The sequence below is a fragment of the Polaromonas sp. genome (assembly GCF_030682935.1).
In the GTDB taxonomy this organism is placed as follows: Bacteria; Pseudomonadota; Gammaproteobacteria; order Burkholderiales; family Burkholderiaceae_C; genus Polaromonas.
This window is the reverse complement of sequence record NZ_JAUXNA010000110.1, coordinates 1-18,198: the sequence shown is the minus strand read 5'-3', so window position 1 is coordinate 18,198 and position 18,198 is coordinate 1. Positions and strand designations below refer to the sequence as shown.

Sequence of the window (18,198 nt, the reverse complement as noted above, 5' to 3'; positions counted from 1 at the left end):
GGACTGCGGTGGGTTGATGATGGGGGTGGACAGCATGGAGCCAAACACGCCACCGTTGGAGATGGAGAAGGTGCCGCCGGTCATTTCTTCAATGCCCAGTTTGCCGTCACGCGCCTTGGCACCGTATTCAGCAATCTTCTTCTCGATCTCGGCAAAGCTCATCTGGTCGGCATTGCGCAAAATCGGAACAACCAGGCCGCGTGGTGACCCGACGGCGATACCGATGTCAAAGTAGCCGTGATAGACGATGTCATTGCCATCCACCGATGCATTGAGCACCGGGTATTTTTTCAGCGCATGAACCGCTGCTTTCACAAAAAAGCTCATGAAGCCGATCTTGACGCCATGGGCCTTCTCGAACTTGTCCTGGAAGCGCTTGCGCATTTCCATCACCGGCGCCATGTTGACTTCATTAAAGGTCGTCAGGATGGCGTTGGTCGACTGTGACTGCAGCAGGCGCTCGGCAATCCGGGCGCGCAGGCGGCTCATGGGCACGCGCTGCTCCGGGCGCTCGCCCAGATCGGCGGGCTTGGAAGGCGCGGCAACTTGCGGCAAAGAACTGGTGGGAACACCCGTCGGAATTGCACTGGCAGCTACCGATTTAGCAGCACCGGTCGCCGTTGCGCTCAGCACGTCACCCTTGGTAACACGGCCGTCCTTGCCGGTTCCAGGCACGGAACCTGAAGCCAGGTTGTTGTCTGCCATCAGCTTTGCAGCTGACGGCATGGGCACACCCGCCATGGAGCCACCTGCTGCGGGGGCAGGTGCGGAAGCAGTGGCAGCGGAAGGCGCAGCGGCTGCCGCTGCAGGCGCGACAGCGCCAGCCTTGCCTTCCGTGTCAATTCTTGCGATCAGCTGATCGGCTACCACGGTGCCGCCGTCTGCAACGACCAGTTCGACCAGTACGCCAGCAGATGGCGCTGGCACCTCGAGCACGACTTTGTCGGTCTCGATTTCAATCAGGATTTCGTCGATAGCGATGGCATCGCCGACCTTCTTTTTCCACTGCAACATGGTGGCTTCCGCCACAGATTCGGACAACTGGGGAACTTTGACTTCTACGATGGCCATTTTGATTCTTTCGGATAATTCTTGTGTGATGAGAAACTGGCGCGACCTTACTTGGTCAGCACAAAACCCTTGAGCTTGCCAAAAGCGCCATTCACCAGAGCCTTTTGCTGTTCCTGGTGCAGGTGCGAATAACCTGCGGCAGGGGAAGCCGATGCGGCCCGTCCGGAGTAACCCAATTTCTGGCCTTCAAACATGTTCTCGTGGATGTAATGCTGGACAAAGAACCAGGCACCCTGGTTTTGCGGCTCATCCTGGCACCACACAATATCGGTGGCGTTAGGGTATTTTTTCAGCTCGGCCGCAAACGCTTTGTGCGGGAACGGGTAAAGCTGCTCGATGCGCAAAATCACGGCATCGTCGATGCCCTTTTCTTCACGCGCTTTGACCAGGTCGTAGTACACCTTGCCCGAGCAGGCGATGATGCGTTTGACCTTGTCGGCCTTTTTGATGATCTCTTCCCGGTTCTCAGGAATGACGGTCTGAAAGCTGCCTTTGGTGAACTCGGACAGCGGCGAAGCCGCATCCTTGTTGCGCAGCAATGACTTGGGCGTCATGATGATCAGTGGTTTACGCAAGTTACGCACCATCTGGCGACGCAAAATGTGGAAAATCTGGCTGGCCGTCGTGGGTTGAACCACCTGCATGTTGGCGTCGGCCGACAATTGCATGAAGCGCTCCAGACGCGCCGAGCTGTGCTCGGGCCCCTGGCCTTCATAGCCGTGCGGCAGCATCAGCGTGATGCCATTGACACGCCCCCACTTCACCTCGCCAGAAGCAATGAACTGATCAATCACGACCTGTGCGCCATTGGCAAAGTCGCCAAACTGGGCTTCCCAGATCACCAAAGTGCTCGGATCGTTGGACGCGTAGCCGTACTCAAAGGCCAGCACGGCTTCTTCGGACAGGATGGAGTCGATCACGACAAACGGAGCCTGGTTTTCGGCCACATTTTGCAGCGGCACATAGGTGCCGGTATCCCATTTCTCGCGGCTCTGGTCGTGGATCACGGAGTGGCGGTGGGTAAATGTGCCCCGTCCGCAGTCTTCACCGGACAAACGCACCGGGTAGCCGCTGGCCACCAGCGACGCGAATGCCATGTGCTCGCCCATACCCCAGTCGACCGGAATATCGCCACGACCCATGGCCGCACGATCGTCATAGACCTTTTTAACCAGGTTATGAGGCGTTACCGTGGAAGGGATGGTGGTGATCCTTTCGGCCAGGCGTTTCCACTCGGACATCGGGATGGCGGTTTCCCCGGCGTCGGTCCATTTCTTGCCGAGATAAGGACTCCAGTCGACGGCGTACTTGCTTTTAAAGTTGGTGACCACCGGGTCAAACGTACTCTTTCCCGCATCGAGGGCGGCACGCGTGGCCTTGACCATATCGTCGCCCAGGGTCTCACCCATGCCCTGCGCCGTCAGCTTGTCAGCATACAGCCGGCGCGTACCGGGGTGTTGCGCGATCTTTTTGTACATCAAGGGCTGGGTCAGTGCAGGCGTATCCTGCTCGTTGTGGCCCAGCTTGCGGAAACAAACGATGTCGACAACGACATCTTTCTGGAATTCCATGCGGAATTCAAGCGCCAGCTGGGTCGCGAGCACCACGGCTTCCGGGTCGTCGCCGTTCACGTGCAGCACCGGTGCTTCAATCATCTTCACCACATCGGTGCAATACAGGGTGGATCGGCTGTCGCGGGGGTCGCTGGTGGTAAACCCAATCTGGTTGTTGATGACAAGATGCACGGTTCCGCCCGTGAAGTAGCCGCGGGTTTCAGCCAGCGCCAGCGTTTCCATGACCACGCCCTGCCCGGCAAAAGCCGCGTCGCCATGCACCAGCACCGGCAACACCTGCAAACCTTTCGGGTCATCCCGGCGGTCCATGCGGGCGCGCACCGAGCCTTCGACCACGGGGTTAACAATCTCAAGGTGGGACGGATTGAATGCCAGCGACAGGTGGACGGGGCCGCCCGGGGTCGTTACATCAGAGCTGAAGCCCTGGTGGTACTTGACGTCACCGCTGGGCAAGTCTTCAGGGGCCGTATGGTCAAACTCGGCAAACAGGTTGGCGGGCACTTTACCCAGGGAGTTGACCAGCACATTGAGTCGGCCGCGGTGCGCCATGCCGATGACGATTTCCTGCACGCCGATTTCGCCGCCGCGCTGGATCAACTCGTCCATGCTGGCGATAAAGCTTTCGCCGCCTTCCAGCGAAAAGCGCTTTTGGCCCACATACTTTGTGTGCAAGAAGCGCTCGATGCCCTCGGCTGCCGTGAGCCGATCAAGAATGTGCAGCTTTTTCTCTTTGGTGAAATTGGGCTTGCTGCGAATGGTCTCCAATTTTTGCTGCCACCAGCGCTTCTGGTTCTGGTCAGTGGCGTACATGTATTCGGCGCCAATCGTGCCGCAATACGTTTCGCGCAGCGCGTTCATCAGCTCGCGCAAACTCATGGTTTCGTTGGCAAAGAAGGTATTGCTCGTGTTGAACACCGTCTCCTGGTCCGCATCGGTGAAGCCGTAGAAAGACGGATCCAGTTCGGGAATATTGTCGCGCTCGGCGCGTTTGAGGGGGTCCAGATCGGCCCAGCGGGCACCAACGTTGCGGTAAGCGGCAATCAGTTGCTGGACCGCCGTGCGCTTGCGTCCCAGTTCGGAATCGGCACTGGCCACGACGACCTTGGTTTGGCCCAGCTTGGCGCGCTCGGCAAAAGCATTGACGACCGGCAAGTGGGGAACGTCTTTGGCGTTGCTGCCATCAACCGCAGGCACGTGTTGAAGGGCATCGAAATACTCACGCCAGTTGTCCGGCACGCTAGCCGGATTGGACAAGTAGTTTTCGTACATCTCTTCGACATAGGGCGCATTGCCGCCGAAAAGATAAGTATTGCCCTGATAGGCAGTGTAGACAGATGCAGGTGACTGCGAGTTGGAACTCATATCCGCTGACCTCCGTTTCCCTTGGGGAAACATTAGCTGGTTAAAGCTGGTTAATTAACCTTCCGCAACACGGCTGGACCGATTAGCGGATGCGACTGTGGCAGGAAGGACCGTCAGAAACAAACTCAATTGTGCCACCTAACCGTAATGACGGTAAAAGATGCATTGGTATTTGGCGGCAAAAGCTGGCCGCAGGGCGCTCAGCTTTTGTATTCATCATGACCGTATCGCGCAGAGCGATGCGGTCATCAGACGGCGACCTTGTCCTTGATCTGTTGCAAGGCCGCCGGGTCGTCCATCGTGGTCAAATCTCCGGCGTCGCGGCCTTCGCACACCGCTTGTATGGCGCGGCGCAGCAGTTTTCCGCTGCGGGTTTTTGGCAAGGCCGTCACAAAGCGAACCCTCGCGGGCCGCGCGACCGCGCCCAGGTCACCGTCCACCAGCTTCATGATCTCCCCCTCAAGCTTGAGCGCTGCCGCACTGTCTTGCGCGAGGCTGGAGTCCTTGAGTACGGCAAAGGCCATGGCGACCTGCCCTTTCAGCGCATCGGCCACGCCGACCACCGCCACCTCGGCTACTTGCGGATGGCCAGAGATACTTTCCTCAATCTCGCGCGTGCCGAGCCGGTGGCCCGCCACGTTGATCACATCATCGGTGCGGCCCAGAATGAAGTAGTAGCCGTCCGCGTCGCGTATGCCCCAGTCAAAGGTGCTGTAAACCAGCTTGCTTGGCACGCTCTTCCAGTAGGTGTCGACAAAGCGCTTGTCATCTTTCCAGATGGTCTGCATGAAGCCCGGAGGCGTCGGGCCTTCGATGACCACCACGCCTTTTTCGCCCGGCACAGTCAGTTCTTCGCCGGTGGACTCATGCAGCAGCTTGACGTTGTAGCCGTACATTGGAATGCCGGGGCTGCCAAACTTGCTGGGCTTTTTCTCCACGCCGTTGGCAATCGTCAAAATCGGCCAGCCGCTTTCGGTTTGCCAGTAGTTGTCGATGATGGGAACATTCAGCCCTTCGCTGATCCAGCGCGCCGTGGGTTCGTCCAGTGGCTCGCCCGCCAGAAACAGCGCGCGCAAGCTCGACAAGTCGTATTTCGTCAGCAGTGCGGGGTCCTGCCTTTTCAGCACGCGCACCGCAGTTGGCGCGCTGAACATGACCGTGACCCTGTACTTTTCGACCAGTTCCCACCAGATGCCGCCATGGGGCTGCTTGTCCATGCCCTGCGTCGGCAGGCCTTCGTACATGATGGTGGCCATGCCGGCAATCAGCGGGCCATAGACGATGTAGCTGTGGCCCACGACCCAGCCGATGTCGCTGGTTGAAAAGAAGGTTTCGCCGGCGCGGCCATCAAAGATGTGCTTCATGCTGGCGGCCAGCGCCACGGTGTAGCCGCCGGTGTCGCGCTGCACGCCTTTGGGCTTGCCGGTGGTGCCGCTGGTGTAAATGGTGTAGCTGATGGCGGTCGAATCCAGCCATTCGCACGGCACATGGGCATCGGCATGCGTTTCGCGCAACTCGTTCCAGAGATGGTCGCGGCCAGCCACCCATTCCATGGATGCCAGGCCGCGGTCGACCAGCAGCACGGCGTCGGGTTTGTGGCTGGACAGGCGTATCGCCTCGTCCAGCAGCGGCTTGTACGCCAGGGCCTTGCCGCCGCGTGAACCGGCATCGGCGCTCACAATCACCTTGGGCGCGGCGTCTTCAATGCGCGAAGCCAGCGAGCCGCTGGCAAAGCCGCCAAACACCACGCAGTGAATCGCGCCAATGCGCGCGCAAGCCAGCATGGCAAAGGCGGCTTCGGCAATCATCGGCATGTAGATCAGCACGCGGTCGCCTTTGGCTACGCCCAGCGCTTTCAGGCTGGCGGCCATGCGCTGCACTTCACCGTGCAGGTCCTGGAAGGTATAGGTTCTCTCGCTACCGGTTTCGCTCGAAATGGCAATCAGCGCGGCCTGGCCGGCACGGTCTGCCAGGTGCCGGTCCACGGCGTTGTGGCACAGGTTGGTCTGGCCGCCTTCAAACCATTGCACGAACGGCGGATTGTCGTAGTTGCAGACCCGGTCAAAGGGCTTGTGCCATTCAATCAACTTGGCCTGTTCGGACCAGAAGGCGTCGGGCTGGTCTATGGATTGGCGATAAAAGTCTGCGTAGCTTGTCATGGCTTGTCTCCGGATTGTTTTTGCTGGTTTAAATTTTGACTACCACGCGGCCACGGACCTTGCCCGCCATCAGGTCCGCCGCTTTTTCCACAGCACGCGCCAAGGGGACTTCTTCAATCATGGATTCGAGCTTTTCAGGATCCAGATCGGCTGCGAGGCGCTCCCAGGCCAACTGGCGCTTGGCCAGCGGCGCCATCACGCTGTCAATGCCTGCCAGCGTCACGCTGCGCAAGATGAACGGCATCACCGTGGCCGGGAAATCCGCCCCTTGCGCCAGCCCGCAGGCCGCCACCACGCCGCCGTAGCGCGTTTGCGCACAGGCATTGGCCAAGGTGTGCGAGCCCACGGCATCCACCACGGCCGCCCAGCGCTCTTTTTGCAGCGGCTTGCCGGGCGCAGACAATTCGGCCCGGTCCATCACGCGGGTGGCCCCCAGCTGCTTCAAATAACTTTCTTCACTGGCCTTGCCGGTAGCGGCCACCACGGTGTAGCCCAGCTTGCTGAGCAAAGCCACCGCCACGCTGCCGACGCCGCCGGTGGCACCCGTGACCAGCACTTCAGCCCCCGCCGCACTTGCAGGCGTCAAGCCATGCTGCTCCAGCGCCAGCACGCACAGCATGGCGGTGTAGCCGGCCGTGCCGATCGCCATGGCCTGCCGCGTAGTGAAGGCCGGCGGCAACTTCACCAGCCAGTCGCCCTGCAGGCGGGCCCGCTCAGACATCAGGCCCCAGCGGGTTTCGCCCAGGCCCCAGCCGTTGTGGACAAACTTGTCGCCGGTTTTCCAGGCAGCGTGGATCGATTCCAGCACCGTGCCTGCCCCATCGATGCCCGCCACCATGGGCCAGTTGCGCACCACCGGGGCCGTGTTGGTAATCGCCAGGCCGTCCTTGTAGTTCAGCGTGGAGTAATCCACCCGAACCAGCACGTCACCTGCAGGCAACTGCGATTCATCGGTGTCAACGATCGCGGCCGAAAAACCCGCGTCGGTTTTGCTGAGTTGAAGGGACTTGAACAAAGGCTTTCTCCGGAAAGTGAGCGCAAAAAAGCGCCATTAAGACGTTGAAACTGAATTCTTAATTATGAACATCGGTCTTGCGGCAAGCTGACGGCGACGATTCGAGCAGGATGCGGCACGAACCGGCGCTATCAAATAAATAGCCTCTTATTCCCGTAACTATTGGGCTACAGGCACTTTTTATGCTTAAAAATGAATTTTTCCGTTCCCGCACGCCACAACTTTGACCTTTTCGTATCCAATCGGCAGACAGCGCAACCGATGCAGACGCCCATGACGACCGAGGAAAAACCTGGCTTCAACGCCCAACTGTGGCGACGCTTCGTCACGATCGCGCGGCCTTTCTGGCTCTCGGATGAACGCTGGCGTGCCCGGGGCATGCTGACCCTGCTGGTCGTGCTGCTGCTGGGGCAGACCGCCTTCAACGTGCTGTTCAACCAGGAAACAGGCGAATTCACCTCGGCCCTGGCCGCACGCGATACCGAACGCTTCTGGACCTCGATCTGGCGCTACACGGCCATCCTCGTGGCGGCAGTGCCGATTTATGCCCTTTACTACTACGTGCGCGACACGCTGGGCTTGCGCTGGCGCCGCTGGCTCACGGACCGCTTTCTGGCGCGCTATTTTCATCAGCGCGCCTACTACCGGCTCAACACCGCCGCAGGCATCGACAACCCCGACCAGCGCATCGCAGAGGACATCAACAGTTTCACCCAGCAGTCGCTGTATTTTTCGATGATCGTGCTGGGCTCGGTGATCCAGTTGCTTGCCTTTTCCAGCGTGCTGTGGACGATCTCGCAGGGGCTGGTCTACTTTCTGATCGGCTATGCGGTGCTCAGCACCGTGTTCACCGGCTCGGTGTTCGGCAAGCGGCTGATCGGGCTGAACTTTCGCCAGCTGCAGCGCGAGGCAGACTTTCGCTTCAGCCTGGTGCGGGTGCGTGAACATGCGGAACCGATTGCCTTTCACGACGGCGAGGCGCGCGAAATGTCGGCGCTGCAGCGTATCTTTGCGGCGGCCTACGCCAACTACCAGCAGGTGCTGCGCTGGCAGTTCAAGCTCAACCTCTTTCAGTACGCCCATGGTTTTCTGACCATCGTGCTGCCCACCGTGATCATTGCCAACGATGTGCTTTCCGGCAAGCTGGAAGTCGGCCGGGCGATCCAGGCCGCTGGCGCGTTCGCGGCCATCCTGAGCGCCTTGACCGTGATCGTTGAGCATTTCGAGAGTCTTAGCCGCTTTTCCGCCGGTGTTGACCGGCTGCATGCCTTCTCGGAAGCCCTGGATATGGAGGCTGGCCAGCCCGCCATCACCCCCGACGACGGCCCCCAGCAGATTCACACGGTGCATGGCTTTGAGCTCGCCCTTGAGCGCCTGACCATACACACACCCAATCGCGAGCACCTGCTGGTTCAAGGGCTCACGCTGGCCGTCAAGCCGGGTGAGGGACTGCTGATCGTCGGGCCCAGCGGCACCGGCAAGAGTTCGCTGCTGCGGGTGATTGCCGGGCTCTGGAACACGGGCTCGGGCGAAGTCACCCGCCCGGCCGGTGCGGACATGCTGTTCCTGCCCCAGCAGCCTTATTTGCCGCTGGGCGACCTGCGCTGCCAGCTGACCTACCCGCAAACAGAGCGCAACATTTCGGACGAAGAGCTGCTGCAGTGGCTGGAGCAGGTGAATTTGCCGACGCTGGCCGAGCGTTTCGGCGGTCTGGGCGCCGAACTGGACTGGTCCAGGGTGCTGTCGGTCGGCGAGCAGCAGCGGCTGGCTTTTGCCCGGGCCTTGCTCGCCAAGCCGCGCTACCTGCTGCTTGACGAGGCCACCAGCGCCCTGGATGCGGGCAATGAAGAGCGCCTGTACGGCCAGCTGGCCGGCCTGTCGATCACACCGGTCAGCGTGAGCCACCACCCGGCCATCGTGAAGCACCACCAATGGGTGCTGGAGTTGCCCGGGAATGGCCGCTGGATGCTGCACGAGGCGAGCGGATATCGCCAGGTGCCGTAAATAACTTGGGTAATTACGGTCGTATCTTCATTTATTGCGTATTCAACTGGTCGATAGCCCAATAAATACGGACATTTTCAGCTATCGAATAAGTAGCAAATAAAAGGCCGCCGAAGCCTGGTTCAGCGATGAACGGCCCCGGCTTGCTCGCCGCTTATTTGATCAGGGTCAAAATATCCTTGAACCGCTCATGCTCCGCCGTACGCAGCCACTCAAACGCCACCATCTCCGTCGTTACCAGCTCGGCACCGGCGCCGGCCAAGCGATCAAAAGCAGCGTCGCGGTTGCGCTCGCTGCGGGAACCGCAGGCGTCGGTCACCACCCACACGTCAAACTCTTCTTCGAGCAGTTCCAGCGCGGTCTGCATCAGGCAGACATGGGCCTCGCAGCCAGCCATCACGATCATGCTTCTGCCCTCTTCTTGCGGCTCGGGTGGTTTTTGCATGTGCTTGGGCAGGCTGCGGGCATTGCCGCCGGTGGGGGCTTTGCGCGCTGGCGGGCGCAACCATTCGACCAGGCCATCGGCGACGGCGCTGAAATGCATCTTGGCCAGGGTTTTTCCGCCGGCTGAATCAATGGCCGCCTGCAACTCGGGCAGGTTCTGGCCCAGTTTGTCGGGGTTTTGGGCGGTGCCCCATACTGGCACCTCCATGATGCGTGCCATGCGGGCCAGCCGCACGGCGTTGGCAACGACCAGTTCATTTTCAAAAATGGCGGGCATCAGGCGGGCTTGGTAGTCCACCAGTACGAGTTGGGAGTCATCGGCATCGAGCAACATGTTTATTCCTGAAAGTGAGGCGAGCGCCCAAAATGCTTGGACGCCCGCAATTGAAAATCTTGTGCTGGTTTCAGAATAGCTACTCTTTTAATAGCTTACTTAACCCGTCCTTTATGGGTAAACGGTATTTTTAATGCTTATTCCGGAGCCCGCTCCGCTACTGGGCCGGTAACTCCGCAAACTTGAGCAGGCGCGTGGCCAGCAGCGTTTCAGCCAGAAAACACACCAGCGCCGACAAAAAGCAGACGACGCCGGACAGAAAGCACACCGTGGCGATTCTAAAAATGGGCAGGTCGCTGGTTTCGCCCAGGAACAGCAAAATAATCGTCATGCCGATCAGAATCGCGCAAAACGTCAGCAGGGCAATGCAGATATTGACCAGCCAGCCGCGGCGCCTGAGCTGCCGCAGTTCCGCATACATGCGGGCGGCCCGTGACTCCTGAACGCCCCCGTCCTCGAGCCGGTTTTCAAGAAAGCGGGCACGGTCAATGATCCGGGCCAAGCGGCCGGCCACGGCGGCAATCATTCCGGAAACGGCGGTCAGCAGAAACACCGGCGCCACGGCCAGCTGTATGCCGTGCGTGACCGTCGCCAGGTCAGGCGCAAAATTCATGCTGGGCTCCCGCTGCAAGTGGTTGATGGTTCGCTCATTCTGTCACGCGAAATGCGGCCTAGCCATGGTTTTTAGCCAAACTTGCGCTTGGCATCGAGCGCCAGGCCCGCGCCAATGCTGCCAAACAGATCGCCCTCCACGCAGCGGGCCTGGGGTGCCAGCGCCAGCACGCGCTCGCGCAGCAAGGGCACGCCGCTGGAGCCGCCGGTGAAAAACACCGTGTCTATGCCCGCCGCCGCCACACCGGCATCACGCAGCAGACGCGCCACGGTGCGCTCGACGGAAGTGACCAGCGCATCGATAGCCCGGTCCAGGTCGGCGCGGTGCAGGGTCACGGTTTCGCCGGCCGCAATGCGGTCAATGTCGATCTGCGCCTCGGGGGCGTTCGACAATTTTATTTTGGCCTCCTCGACCTGCATGGCCAGCCAGTGGCCCGCGCGTTCGCGGACCAGGCTCTGCAGCCGGGCCAGCTTGGGCTTGTCACTCGCGTCGCGGTGCAGGTCGGTGATCTGTGACCAGGCTTTTTTGGTATAGGCCAAGTTGATGGTGTGCCAGGTCGCCAGGTTGAAGTACTGTGCCGACGGCACTTCGAGGCCGCTTTTCAGCGGGCTGCCCAGCCCCAGCAGGGGCATCACGCTGGCCAGGCTCAGCACCTTGTCAAAATCGGTGCCGCCAATGTGGACGCCGCCGCTGGCCAGAATGTCGTCACGGCGCTCGGCGCGCTGGGCGCGCTCGGGCCCGACACGAATCAGCGTGAAGTCGGACGTGCCGCCGCCAATGTCGACCACCAGCACCAGCTCTTCGCGCGAGATTTGCGACTCGTAGTCAAAGGCAGCGGCAATCGGTTCGTACTGGAAGGCGATGTCGCGCAGCCCGGCCTTGCGCGCAATGTCGGCCAGCGTGTTTTCGGCGCGCTGATCGGCCTGGGCGTCATCATCAATAAAAAACACGGGGCGCCCCAGCACGGCGCGGGTAAATTCACGCCCGGCAGCGCGCTCGGCCCGGCGCTTGAGCTCGCCGATAAACTGCGCCAGCAGCTCGCGAAACGGCAAGGCACGGCCCATGACTTCGGTGTGCTCGTCAATCATGGAGGTGCCCAGCAGGCTTTTGAGCGAACGCATCAGGCGCCCCTCGTGCCCAGCCAGGTAGTCGGTCAGTGCGGCACGGCCATAGCTGACGCGGGCTTCTTCTGCATTGAAGAAAATGACCGACGGCAGGGTCGGCTTGCCGTCTTCCAGGGCCAGCAGGGCGCTTTGCCCGGGACGACTCCAGCCTGCGGTGGAGTTGGAGGTGCCGAAGTCAATCCCGCACGCCTCAAATTCGATTTGCGCGCTCATCGCTCGGCCGGCTTCGGAAAGTCGCTCTCAACCCACTGCGTGGCGCTGGCGCGGTTGAGATTGAACGAGGGCGCTACGCGCACCTGCGCCAGCGGCTCGCCATCTTCATTGCCTTCCTCGTGGGCGCTGAGCAGCGCGTAAGGGTTGTCCTCGTCCGGAACAATGTCGAGCGAGACGGTGATGCGGGCCAATTTGGCGCTGACCGTGATGCGCTGGTGCAGCGTGGCGTGCAGCTGCTGCTCGTGCCTGCGGACAAATTCAGAGGCGGTTTTGACCAGCGTGTTGAAGGCGTTGACATCCAGCGGTTTGGGGTTCTTTTTGTCGCGCCCCATGGTCCAGGGGCCGACCAGTGCGGGCTCGGGCTCGCCGTCCTTGATCATCGCCACCGCCCAGCCGTCGTCATCTTCATTTTTAAGGACCTGCGCAGTCCAGCCGTCGCCGCGCCAAAGACGTGGTTCCTGTGTTTTTTGAATAGTTTCAAAGGGAGATTCAGCGGCCAGATCAGGCGGCGGGATGCGGGAGTCGGTCAATGCGCAATCACTCAGGTAGAAAATTCGGGGGCAGGCAAGGCGCCGGCAAAACGGCGTTGCAAACGCGGGAGGGGCATTTTACTGTTCGCTGCACCCGGTGCAAGCCGCAGGCAATGAAAAAACTGAAGATTGAGCCGCCACTTTTTCTTCAAGAATTTTCAGCATTAAATATGCATTTAGCCCAATAGCTACGGTACTTTATAGCTATATTTTTAATAGTTAAAAAATCAACTGCGAATATCGAACTGCGCGTCACCCATGTAGCGATGGGGGCCCAAGGCGGCCGTCACGGCAGCGGACTCGGCCGCCTGCCACTGGCTGAAAATTTCCAGCTCGCCGGGCGACAGGGCGTCTTTCGCCGGCGCTTCGCCGTAGCTCGCCACGAGCCGCATGTATGCGGCATACACCGGCGCAACCAGGCTGGCATCGCCCAGCGTGGCGTCCAGCGCGGCTTTGAAGCGCTGCTCTGCGGCCTGCAGCGCCTCCGGGGAAACATCTTCTTCATAGGCATAAAGCCTGAGGGTGTAACTCACTTGTCTTCCTTCGCGGAGTCTCTTGCGGGTAAAGCGCTGCCTTGCGTGATCTTGATCCTGCGGCGCAGCGTGGCGGCCGCATCAGCCTCTCCCGCCAATTCTGCGCGCTGAGCCTGCACATTGAGCCAGGCCAGCAGCGGGCGACGCCAGCCTTGCGCCGATGCGGTGTCAATCGCCTGCGCGATGAGCGCCGGGTTGGCTTTGCCGGTTCGCAGCAGCACGCCAGCGGCAACCAGCTGCGACAGCGGATCGGCGATACCCTGGACGGCGCCCGCGTTGCCGGCGGCAGCGGCGCGTTGTGGGGCCGGCAGCAAGGCGATGCCTTGCGGAGTCACCTGGCCGAGCAGGTAGTCGGCGTAGGCACGCTGGGCCTCGGTTGCATCCGGGTGCAAGGCCTCAAAACCCGCACAGGACTCCAACACCAGGCTGGCCACGCGGGTCGCGCAATGCAGCAGCTCGGCCGTGGCCAGCAGGTCGGCGCGGCCGGTGCGCGCAAGCTGGCTGCGCGCGCGCGCCAGCTCGGCCTGCTCGACCCGGCTGTTGCCTTCCATGTAGGCCGCCACCGAACGTTCCATCGCGCCCTTCGCTTCCAGTTGCCAGTCTGGCGGCTTGGGTCCGCTGGCACAGCCGCCCAGCAGGAGCGCACAGACACCCGCGAACGAAGCGGTCCATCGCATCGTCGTCACCTTGTTTTTTGCGGTTTTCATGGCAGCTTGATCTCCGCATCACGGGCAAAAGGCCATTTACGGTTGATCTCATTGACCAGGCCTTCAACCTTGCGCAGGCTGGCTTCGACCTCCCCGCGCAAGGCGCCCAAGTCAGCGGTGGCCTCTTTGGCGTTGGAACTGACGGCCTGGGCATCGACCAGAATGGCGTCGACTTTTTTAAGGCTGGTGCGCGCCTCGCCCAGCATGGCGTTGAGTTGAACAACGCTGGCGCGCGTCTCGGGCATCACGCCCTTCTCGCCAAACACCTGGGTGTCGGCTTTGGCCACCAGGCCGTCCAGCCGGCTCAACAGTGTATTGGTGCGGTCCAGCGTGAGGAGCAGCTTTTTGGCCTCCGGCTCGCTGCCGAGCAGCACCGTGAGTGCGCCGCCAGGGCCGTTAAGCCGCTCGGTCAGGGTCTGCAGGTTGGCCAGGGTGGTGCCCACTGCGCCGCTGCTGCTGGTCAGTCTATTGAGGTTGTCGATCAGGTCTTTGGCGGCGGAAACAACTTTCGGAATTTCCGCACTGGCGTCGCCCTGCAGCACCGCGCGCTCGGCGCCGTCAGGCAAAAGAGGATCGGCCAGCAAGCCGGTGTAGGCGCGAATATTGGTGCCGCCCACAATGCCGCGCACCAGCGTGAAGACGCTGCTGGTGCGCAGCCAGTGGGCATCCTTGCTCGCCACGTCAACCAGAATACGCGCTTTGCCGTCTTCAGCCAGCTCGATGCGGCGCACCCGGCCAATCGGAAAACCGGAAAACGTGAGGTCCATGCCAATCACCACGCCTTCGGAGTCGTCCGCGATCAGCACGAGTTTTTGGGTGCGTTCAAAGGCGCCGCGCGCATACATCACAAACAGCACCGAGCCGCACACCAGCAGCAGCATGAAGAGCATCAACAGCCTGGCCTTGAACTCCAGGTTGGCCAGTTGGGCAGGGGCGGGCTCTGCCGATTCAGGACCGGCTGAAGGCGGGGCTTGGGGGTCTGGGGGTGAAGTCATGAACAGGCGGTGTTTAGGGGGGTCAATAGTAGTTGCCGACCAGCGAGGCCACTTCAATCAGCAAGATCACGGCAAACATGCGGACCAGCCCGCGCATTTCGGCACTGGTGCGCACGCTGGCGCCGCGCATGCCGGGCATGCGGTACAAGGCCGAGGCCATGGGAATCAGGGACACCGTCAGGGAAAAAAACAAGGTTTTCAGCACAAAAATCAGCGTGACCGCCGGACTGAACACCTGGCCGAAAAGCCGGGTGTAAGCCGCCATGCCCGATACGGTAAAGCCATACCCCGCCACATAGGCCACCACCAGCGCCACAACGCTGCTCAGCGCAGCCAGCGTGATGCCCGAAAACATGCCGGCGACCACGCGCGGCAGCACCTCGCGCCGCACCGGATCCAGCCCCTGTCGGCGCATCTCGTCCAGCTCGCCGCTGGCCTGCATCGCCGTGAGTTCGGCGCCGTCCGGGATGGTGCAGCGCAGCGCCACAAACAGCGCGGCGGTCAGGGGAATCAGCTCCAGTACCAGCACGCGAATCACCACCTGCAGCGCATACTGCGACAATCCGTAGCTCAGCGCCGTCACCAGCACAATGCGCGTGAGCACCACTGTCACCAGCGCGCAGAGCACGGTGAACCACAATAAAATAGGGGCGGTATTGAGGTAGATGTGCCGGACCAGCACCTGGCGACTCTGCAGGCTGTAGCTTGACGGCGACAGCGTCAGCACCAAAATCATGGCCCCCAGCTGAATCAGGCGCCACCACTCGGTAAGCCACTGCTGCGCGGCGCGGCCAGTCTGCGCGAGCCAGGTTTGCAAAGTAAGCTTCGACATTCGAGCATGATAACGGCGGCCCTGCCGCGTGCCTGTAGGATGGCTCCTTCACCGCACTCACCTCGATTTTCCTGACATCACCCGAAAACAGCACCCAACACGCTATGGATATTCACACCTGGACGGCTTATTTTTTTGCGGCCACGCTGATTGCGATCTCGCCCGGCTCGGGCGCCATTCTGGCCATGAGCCACGGCCTGAACTATGGCGTGAAGCGCACCCATGCGACCATCGCCGGGCTGCAAGCCGGTCTGCTGGTGATCCTGCTGGTGGCGGGCGCCGGTGTGGGGTCGCTGCTGGTGGCTTCCGAGCTGGCCTTTGGCATCGTCAAAACCCTGGGGGCCGCCTACCTGATCTACCTGGGCTGGTCGCAGTGGCGCTCAACCGGCACCTTGGCGCCCGAGGCGGGAGAGTCCGCTGCTGGCGGTGATGTGCTGCCACCGGGCAGGCGCTGGCTCTCGGGGTTTTTGACCAACGTCACCAACCCGAAAGGCATTGTGTTCATGGTGGCGGTGCTGCCGCAGTTCATCAGCCCCGGCCGTCCGCTCTGGCTCCAGTTGCTGGTGATTGCGCTGACCACGTTGGCCGTGGACACCGTGGTGATGCACGGTTATGCGTTTGCGGCCAGCCGCTTGCAGACGCTGTTCAAAAATGCGCAAGCCATCAAACTGCAAAACCGCCTGTTTGGCGGGCTGCTGATGGCGGTGGGCGCGGGCCTGTTTTTCGTCAAGCGCAGCCAGCAGGTGACCCAGCCGATCTGAAACTACCCCGCGGCGGCTTCCAGGATGACGGCGGGAGCCCCGCCTCAAGGGGGCATGGTTAGCAAAAAAAATGCACCCATCCGTATTAAACCCTTACAAATCAATGGCTTGACGACGCAATGAAGAAACAACTTGAGATTGACGTAGGACCAATCCTTCAAGTATGCTTGCGGCCATGCGAATGATTACCCCTGCCCTCGTCATTGCTTCTGCTGCGCTGCTGGCATTCAGTGCCCATGCGGCCCCCGGAAATTCAGACGACGACATGGCCAAGTTGCTGCTCGACAAAGGCCTGTTGACACAAATCAGTCAGGTCCGGCAAAGCGTCACCCACAAGGCTTCCGAGCTGGTGGTTAATGCCATGGGTTTTTTGGGGGTGCCTTACAAATGGGGGGGCGCTTCGGCGGAAACCGGCTTTGACTGCAGCGGTTTTGTACGCGCCATGTACGAACAAAGCGTGGGCCTGCTGTTGCCACGCAAGGCGGAGCAACAGGCCGCGGCCACCCAACAAATAGAAAAAACCGAGTTGCAACCCGGTGATCTGGTTTTTTTCAATACCATGCGGCGTGCTTTCAGCCACGTCGGTATTTACATCGGTGACGGCAAGTTCATCCACTCCCCCAGAGCGGGCTCCGAAGTACGCGTCGAGAGCATGGGTTTGAGCTACTGGCAGCGCCGCTTTGATGGCGCACGCCGGGTATCGGGAGCGCAGCCGGCGCAAGCTGTCATGACCACGGCGCCCGTCGCGATCCCCCCTGCAGCGTCACCCTTCTCGGCGTTTTCAGGCGACTCCGTAATACACAACTGAACCGCCTGATACAAAAGCGGTTTTTCCGCTTTTTGCCAGCGAAGCTTCACCAGACACCCGCACTGCATTTTGGATAGTTTCCGGCGCAGCTTTATGCCGGGGACAAGTCGACAAGTCGGTATCTGGCAACCCATCGAAAACGGACACCGAATGCGCAACGCACGCCAGAGCAGCCTGGCGTGCGGAGTCATGAGGCGCTGATCAGCCGGAGACGCCCAGCAGCGTGACCACCACAATCACCACGCCAATCACCAGATTGACCATCACCCAGGTGCGAATGCTGGCCAGTGCCGCAGCGCCCGCAGGCCAGGCCGTCGCCGTGATGGCATTGGACAGGCGCTTGTAAAGCGCAAAGCGGATGTGCCCGAAGATCGCAGCCATCACCAGGCCCAGCGCCGCCATGACCATCCACTCGACGGGCATCGTGAAATTTCCGCCCGATTGAACGGTTTGCTTGGCAATGCGGCCAATCATCCATACCCCCGTCCCCACAGCCAGTCCGGCTGCAATCAGAACGGCCTTGAAGAAGCGACCCAGCACATCGTGCATCAGGCGCACCCGCTCGGGCGCTTCCAGCTTGCCGACGGCGGGCCGTAAAAAGAAGTGTACAAACACCATGCCGCCGATCCAGACAATGATGGACAACAGATGGATGGTTTTGAGGGCGGCGTAAAACATGATTGAAATGGATGTAATTGTTGTTAAACGCAAAGTGTGCCTGATGTGGCCACCGCGAAGCGGCACTGCGCATTCAAGCGCAAGTTTCATAAGGGTTTGAAACCGCCACCGCACGGCGGCACAGACAAAAAAAAGCCGCCAGCCCTTTTCAGTTATATGGTGGCGGCTTTTTTTGGAAGTGCGCTGGATTTACTTGCGCGCTGGCGGCAAGTCGGTGCAGCTGCCATGCGCCACTTCCGCCGCCATGCCAATGCTCTCCCCCAGCGTGGGGTGGGGGTGGATGGTCTTGCCGATATCCACCGCGTCGGCGCCCAGTTCGATGGCCAGCGCAATTTCGCCGATCATGTCGCCCGCGTGGGTGCCGACCATGCCGCCGCCCAGAATCTTGCCGTGGCCATGCGCCTCGGGAGAGTCATCAAACAAGAGCTTGGTGACGCCTTC

The 18,198-nt window shown here is 60.9% G+C and carries 16 protein-coding genes and 1 pseudogene; 3 read left to right on the top strand and 14 right to left on the bottom strand.

Annotated features, from left to right (window positions below):
* The 4 genes from odhB to Q8K05_RS05120 form a co-directional block, all read right to left on the bottom strand.
* A partial coding sequence (gene odhB / locus Q8K05_RS05135) for a 2-oxoglutarate dehydrogenase complex dihydrolipoyllysine-residue succinyltransferase (RefSeq protein ID WP_305245446.1) occupies nt 1-1,071 on the bottom strand: 1,071 nt, incomplete at its 3' end.
* A gap of 47 nt (nt 1,072-1,118) precedes the next feature.
* Nucleotides 1,119-4,007: a 2-oxoglutarate dehydrogenase E1 component gene (locus Q8K05_RS05130; RefSeq protein ID WP_305245445.1), complete on the bottom strand. Its 2,889-nt coding sequence runs from the start codon at nt 4,005-4,007 to the stop codon at nt 1,119-1,121.
* A 248-nt stretch (nt 4,008-4,255) separates the two neighbouring features.
* Nucleotides 4,256-6,181 (bottom strand): propionate--CoA ligase, encoded by a 1,926-nt coding sequence (locus Q8K05_RS05125; RefSeq protein ID WP_305245448.1) that lies wholly within the window; start codon nt 6,179-6,181, stop codon nt 4,256-4,258.
* Nucleotides 6,182-6,194: 13 nt separating this feature from the next.
* Nucleotides 6,195-7,181 carry an MDR family oxidoreductase gene (locus Q8K05_RS05120; RefSeq protein WP_305245444.1) on the bottom strand — a complete coding sequence of 329 codons (987 nt, stop codon included), beginning with the start codon at nt 7,179-7,181 and terminating at the stop codon, nt 6,195-6,197.
* A 273-nt stretch (nt 7,182-7,454) separates the two neighbouring features.
* Here Q8K05_RS05120 and Q8K05_RS05115 point away from each other — a divergent pair, with 273 nt between their 5' ends.
* Entirely contained in the window at nt 7,455-9,185 is a 1,731-nt protein-coding gene (locus tag Q8K05_RS05115; protein WP_305245443.1) for an ABC transporter ATP-binding protein/permease, read from the top strand.
* A gap of 154 nt (nt 9,186-9,339) precedes the next feature.
* Here Q8K05_RS05115 and Q8K05_RS05110 read toward each other — a convergent pair whose 3' ends face one another.
* From Q8K05_RS05110 to Q8K05_RS05075, 8 genes are all read right to left on the bottom strand, one after another.
* Nucleotides 9,340-9,963, bottom strand: a complete 624-nt coding sequence (locus tag Q8K05_RS05110) for an isochorismatase family protein (protein WP_305245442.1) — start codon at nt 9,961-9,963, stop codon at nt 9,340-9,342.
* A gap of 157 nt (nt 9,964-10,120) precedes the next feature.
* Nucleotides 10,121-10,576, bottom strand: a complete 456-nt coding sequence (locus tag Q8K05_RS05105) for a DUF2721 domain-containing protein (RefSeq protein WP_305245441.1) — start codon at nt 10,574-10,576, stop codon at nt 10,121-10,123.
* 71 nt (nt 10,577-10,647) lie between these two features.
* Nucleotides 10,648-11,913, bottom strand: a complete 1,266-nt coding sequence (locus tag Q8K05_RS05100) for an Hsp70 family protein (RefSeq protein WP_305245440.1) — start codon at nt 11,911-11,913, stop codon at nt 10,648-10,650.
* Nucleotides 11,910-12,443, bottom strand: a complete 534-nt coding sequence (locus Q8K05_RS05095) for a hypothetical protein (protein WP_370868774.1) — start codon at nt 12,441-12,443, stop codon at nt 11,910-11,912. Before Q8K05_RS05095 ends, Q8K05_RS05100 begins: the two co-directional genes overlap by 4 nt.
* A gap of 227 nt (nt 12,444-12,670) precedes the next feature.
* Nucleotides 12,671-12,976, bottom strand: a complete 306-nt coding sequence (locus Q8K05_RS05090) for a hypothetical protein (RefSeq protein WP_305245439.1) — start codon at nt 12,974-12,976, stop codon at nt 12,671-12,673.
* Nucleotides 12,973-13,683, bottom strand: a complete 711-nt coding sequence (locus Q8K05_RS05085) for a hypothetical protein (protein ID WP_305245438.1) — start codon at nt 13,681-13,683, stop codon at nt 12,973-12,975. The genes Q8K05_RS05090 and Q8K05_RS05085 overlap by 4 nt, the downstream gene beginning before the upstream one ends.
* On the bottom strand, nt 13,680-14,678 hold the full coding sequence (locus Q8K05_RS05080; protein ID WP_305245437.1) for an MlaD family protein: 999 nt from the start codon (nt 14,676-14,678) through the stop codon (nt 13,680-13,682). The genes Q8K05_RS05085 and Q8K05_RS05080 overlap by 4 nt, the downstream gene beginning before the upstream one ends.
* Before the next feature lie 22 nt (nt 14,679-14,700).
* Entirely contained in the window at nt 14,701-15,510 is an 810-nt protein-coding gene (locus tag Q8K05_RS05075) for an ABC transporter permease (RefSeq protein WP_305245436.1), read from the bottom strand.
* A gap of 104 nt (nt 15,511-15,614) precedes the next feature.
* Between Q8K05_RS05075 and Q8K05_RS05070 the strand changes: the two genes are divergently transcribed.
* Nucleotides 15,615-16,271 (top strand): LysE family transporter, encoded by a 657-nt coding sequence (locus Q8K05_RS05070; protein ID WP_305245435.1) that lies wholly within the window; start codon nt 15,615-15,617, stop codon nt 16,269-16,271.
* A gap of 175 nt (nt 16,272-16,446) precedes the next feature.
* Nucleotides 16,447-17,079: a C40 family peptidase gene (locus Q8K05_RS05065; RefSeq protein WP_305245434.1), complete on the top strand. Its 633-nt coding sequence runs from the start codon at nt 16,447-16,449 to the stop codon at nt 17,077-17,079.
* A gap of 201 nt (nt 17,080-17,280) precedes the next feature.
* Here Q8K05_RS05065 and Q8K05_RS05060 read toward each other — a convergent pair whose 3' ends face one another.
* A complete protein-coding gene (locus Q8K05_RS05060; protein WP_305245433.1) occupies nt 17,281-17,757 on the bottom strand; it encodes a CopD family protein in 477 nt (158 codons plus the stop codon).
* Between the two features lie 189 nt (nt 17,758-17,946).
* Nucleotides 17,947-18,198: pseudogene (locus Q8K05_RS05055) on the bottom strand (dihydrolipoyl dehydrogenase); the annotation flags it as partial.

Coding starts and splice junctions, on each gene's coding strand:
- Q8K05_RS05130 (WP_305245445.1), bottom strand. CDS start 4,007: ATGAGTTCCAACTCGCAGTCACCTGCATCTGTCTACACTGCCTATCAG.
- Q8K05_RS05115 (WP_305245443.1), top strand. CDS start 7,455: ATGACGACCGAGGAAAAACCTGGCTTCAACGCCCAACTGTGGCGACGC.
- Q8K05_RS05110 (WP_305245442.1), bottom strand. CDS start 9,963: ATGTTGCTCGATGCCGATGACTCCCAACTCGTACTGGTGGACTACCAA.
- Q8K05_RS05105 (WP_305245441.1), bottom strand. CDS start 10,576: ATGAATTTTGCGCCTGACCTGGCGACGGTCACGCACGGCATACAGCTG.
- Q8K05_RS05100 (WP_305245440.1), bottom strand. CDS start 11,913: ATGAGCGCGCAAATCGAATTTGAGGCGTGCGGGATTGACTTCGGCACC.
- Q8K05_RS05085 (WP_305245438.1), bottom strand. CDS start 13,683: ATGAAAACCGCAAAAAACAAGGTGACGACGATGCGATGGACCGCTTCG.
- Q8K05_RS05080 (WP_305245437.1), bottom strand. CDS start 14,678: ATGACTTCACCCCCAGACCCCCAAGCCCCGCCTTCAGCCGGTCCTGAA.
- Q8K05_RS05075 (WP_305245436.1), bottom strand. CDS start 15,510: ATGTCGAAGCTTACTTTGCAAACCTGGCTCGCGCAGACTGGCCGCGCC.
- Q8K05_RS05070 (WP_305245435.1), top strand. CDS start 15,615: ATGGATATTCACACCTGGACGGCTTATTTTTTTGCGGCCACGCTGATT.
- Q8K05_RS05065 (WP_305245434.1), top strand. CDS start 16,447: ATGCGAATGATTACCCCTGCCCTCGTCATTGCTTCTGCTGCGCTGCTG.
- Q8K05_RS05060 (WP_305245433.1), bottom strand. CDS start 17,757: ATGTTTTACGCCGCCCTCAAAACCATCCATCTGTTGTCCATCATTGTC.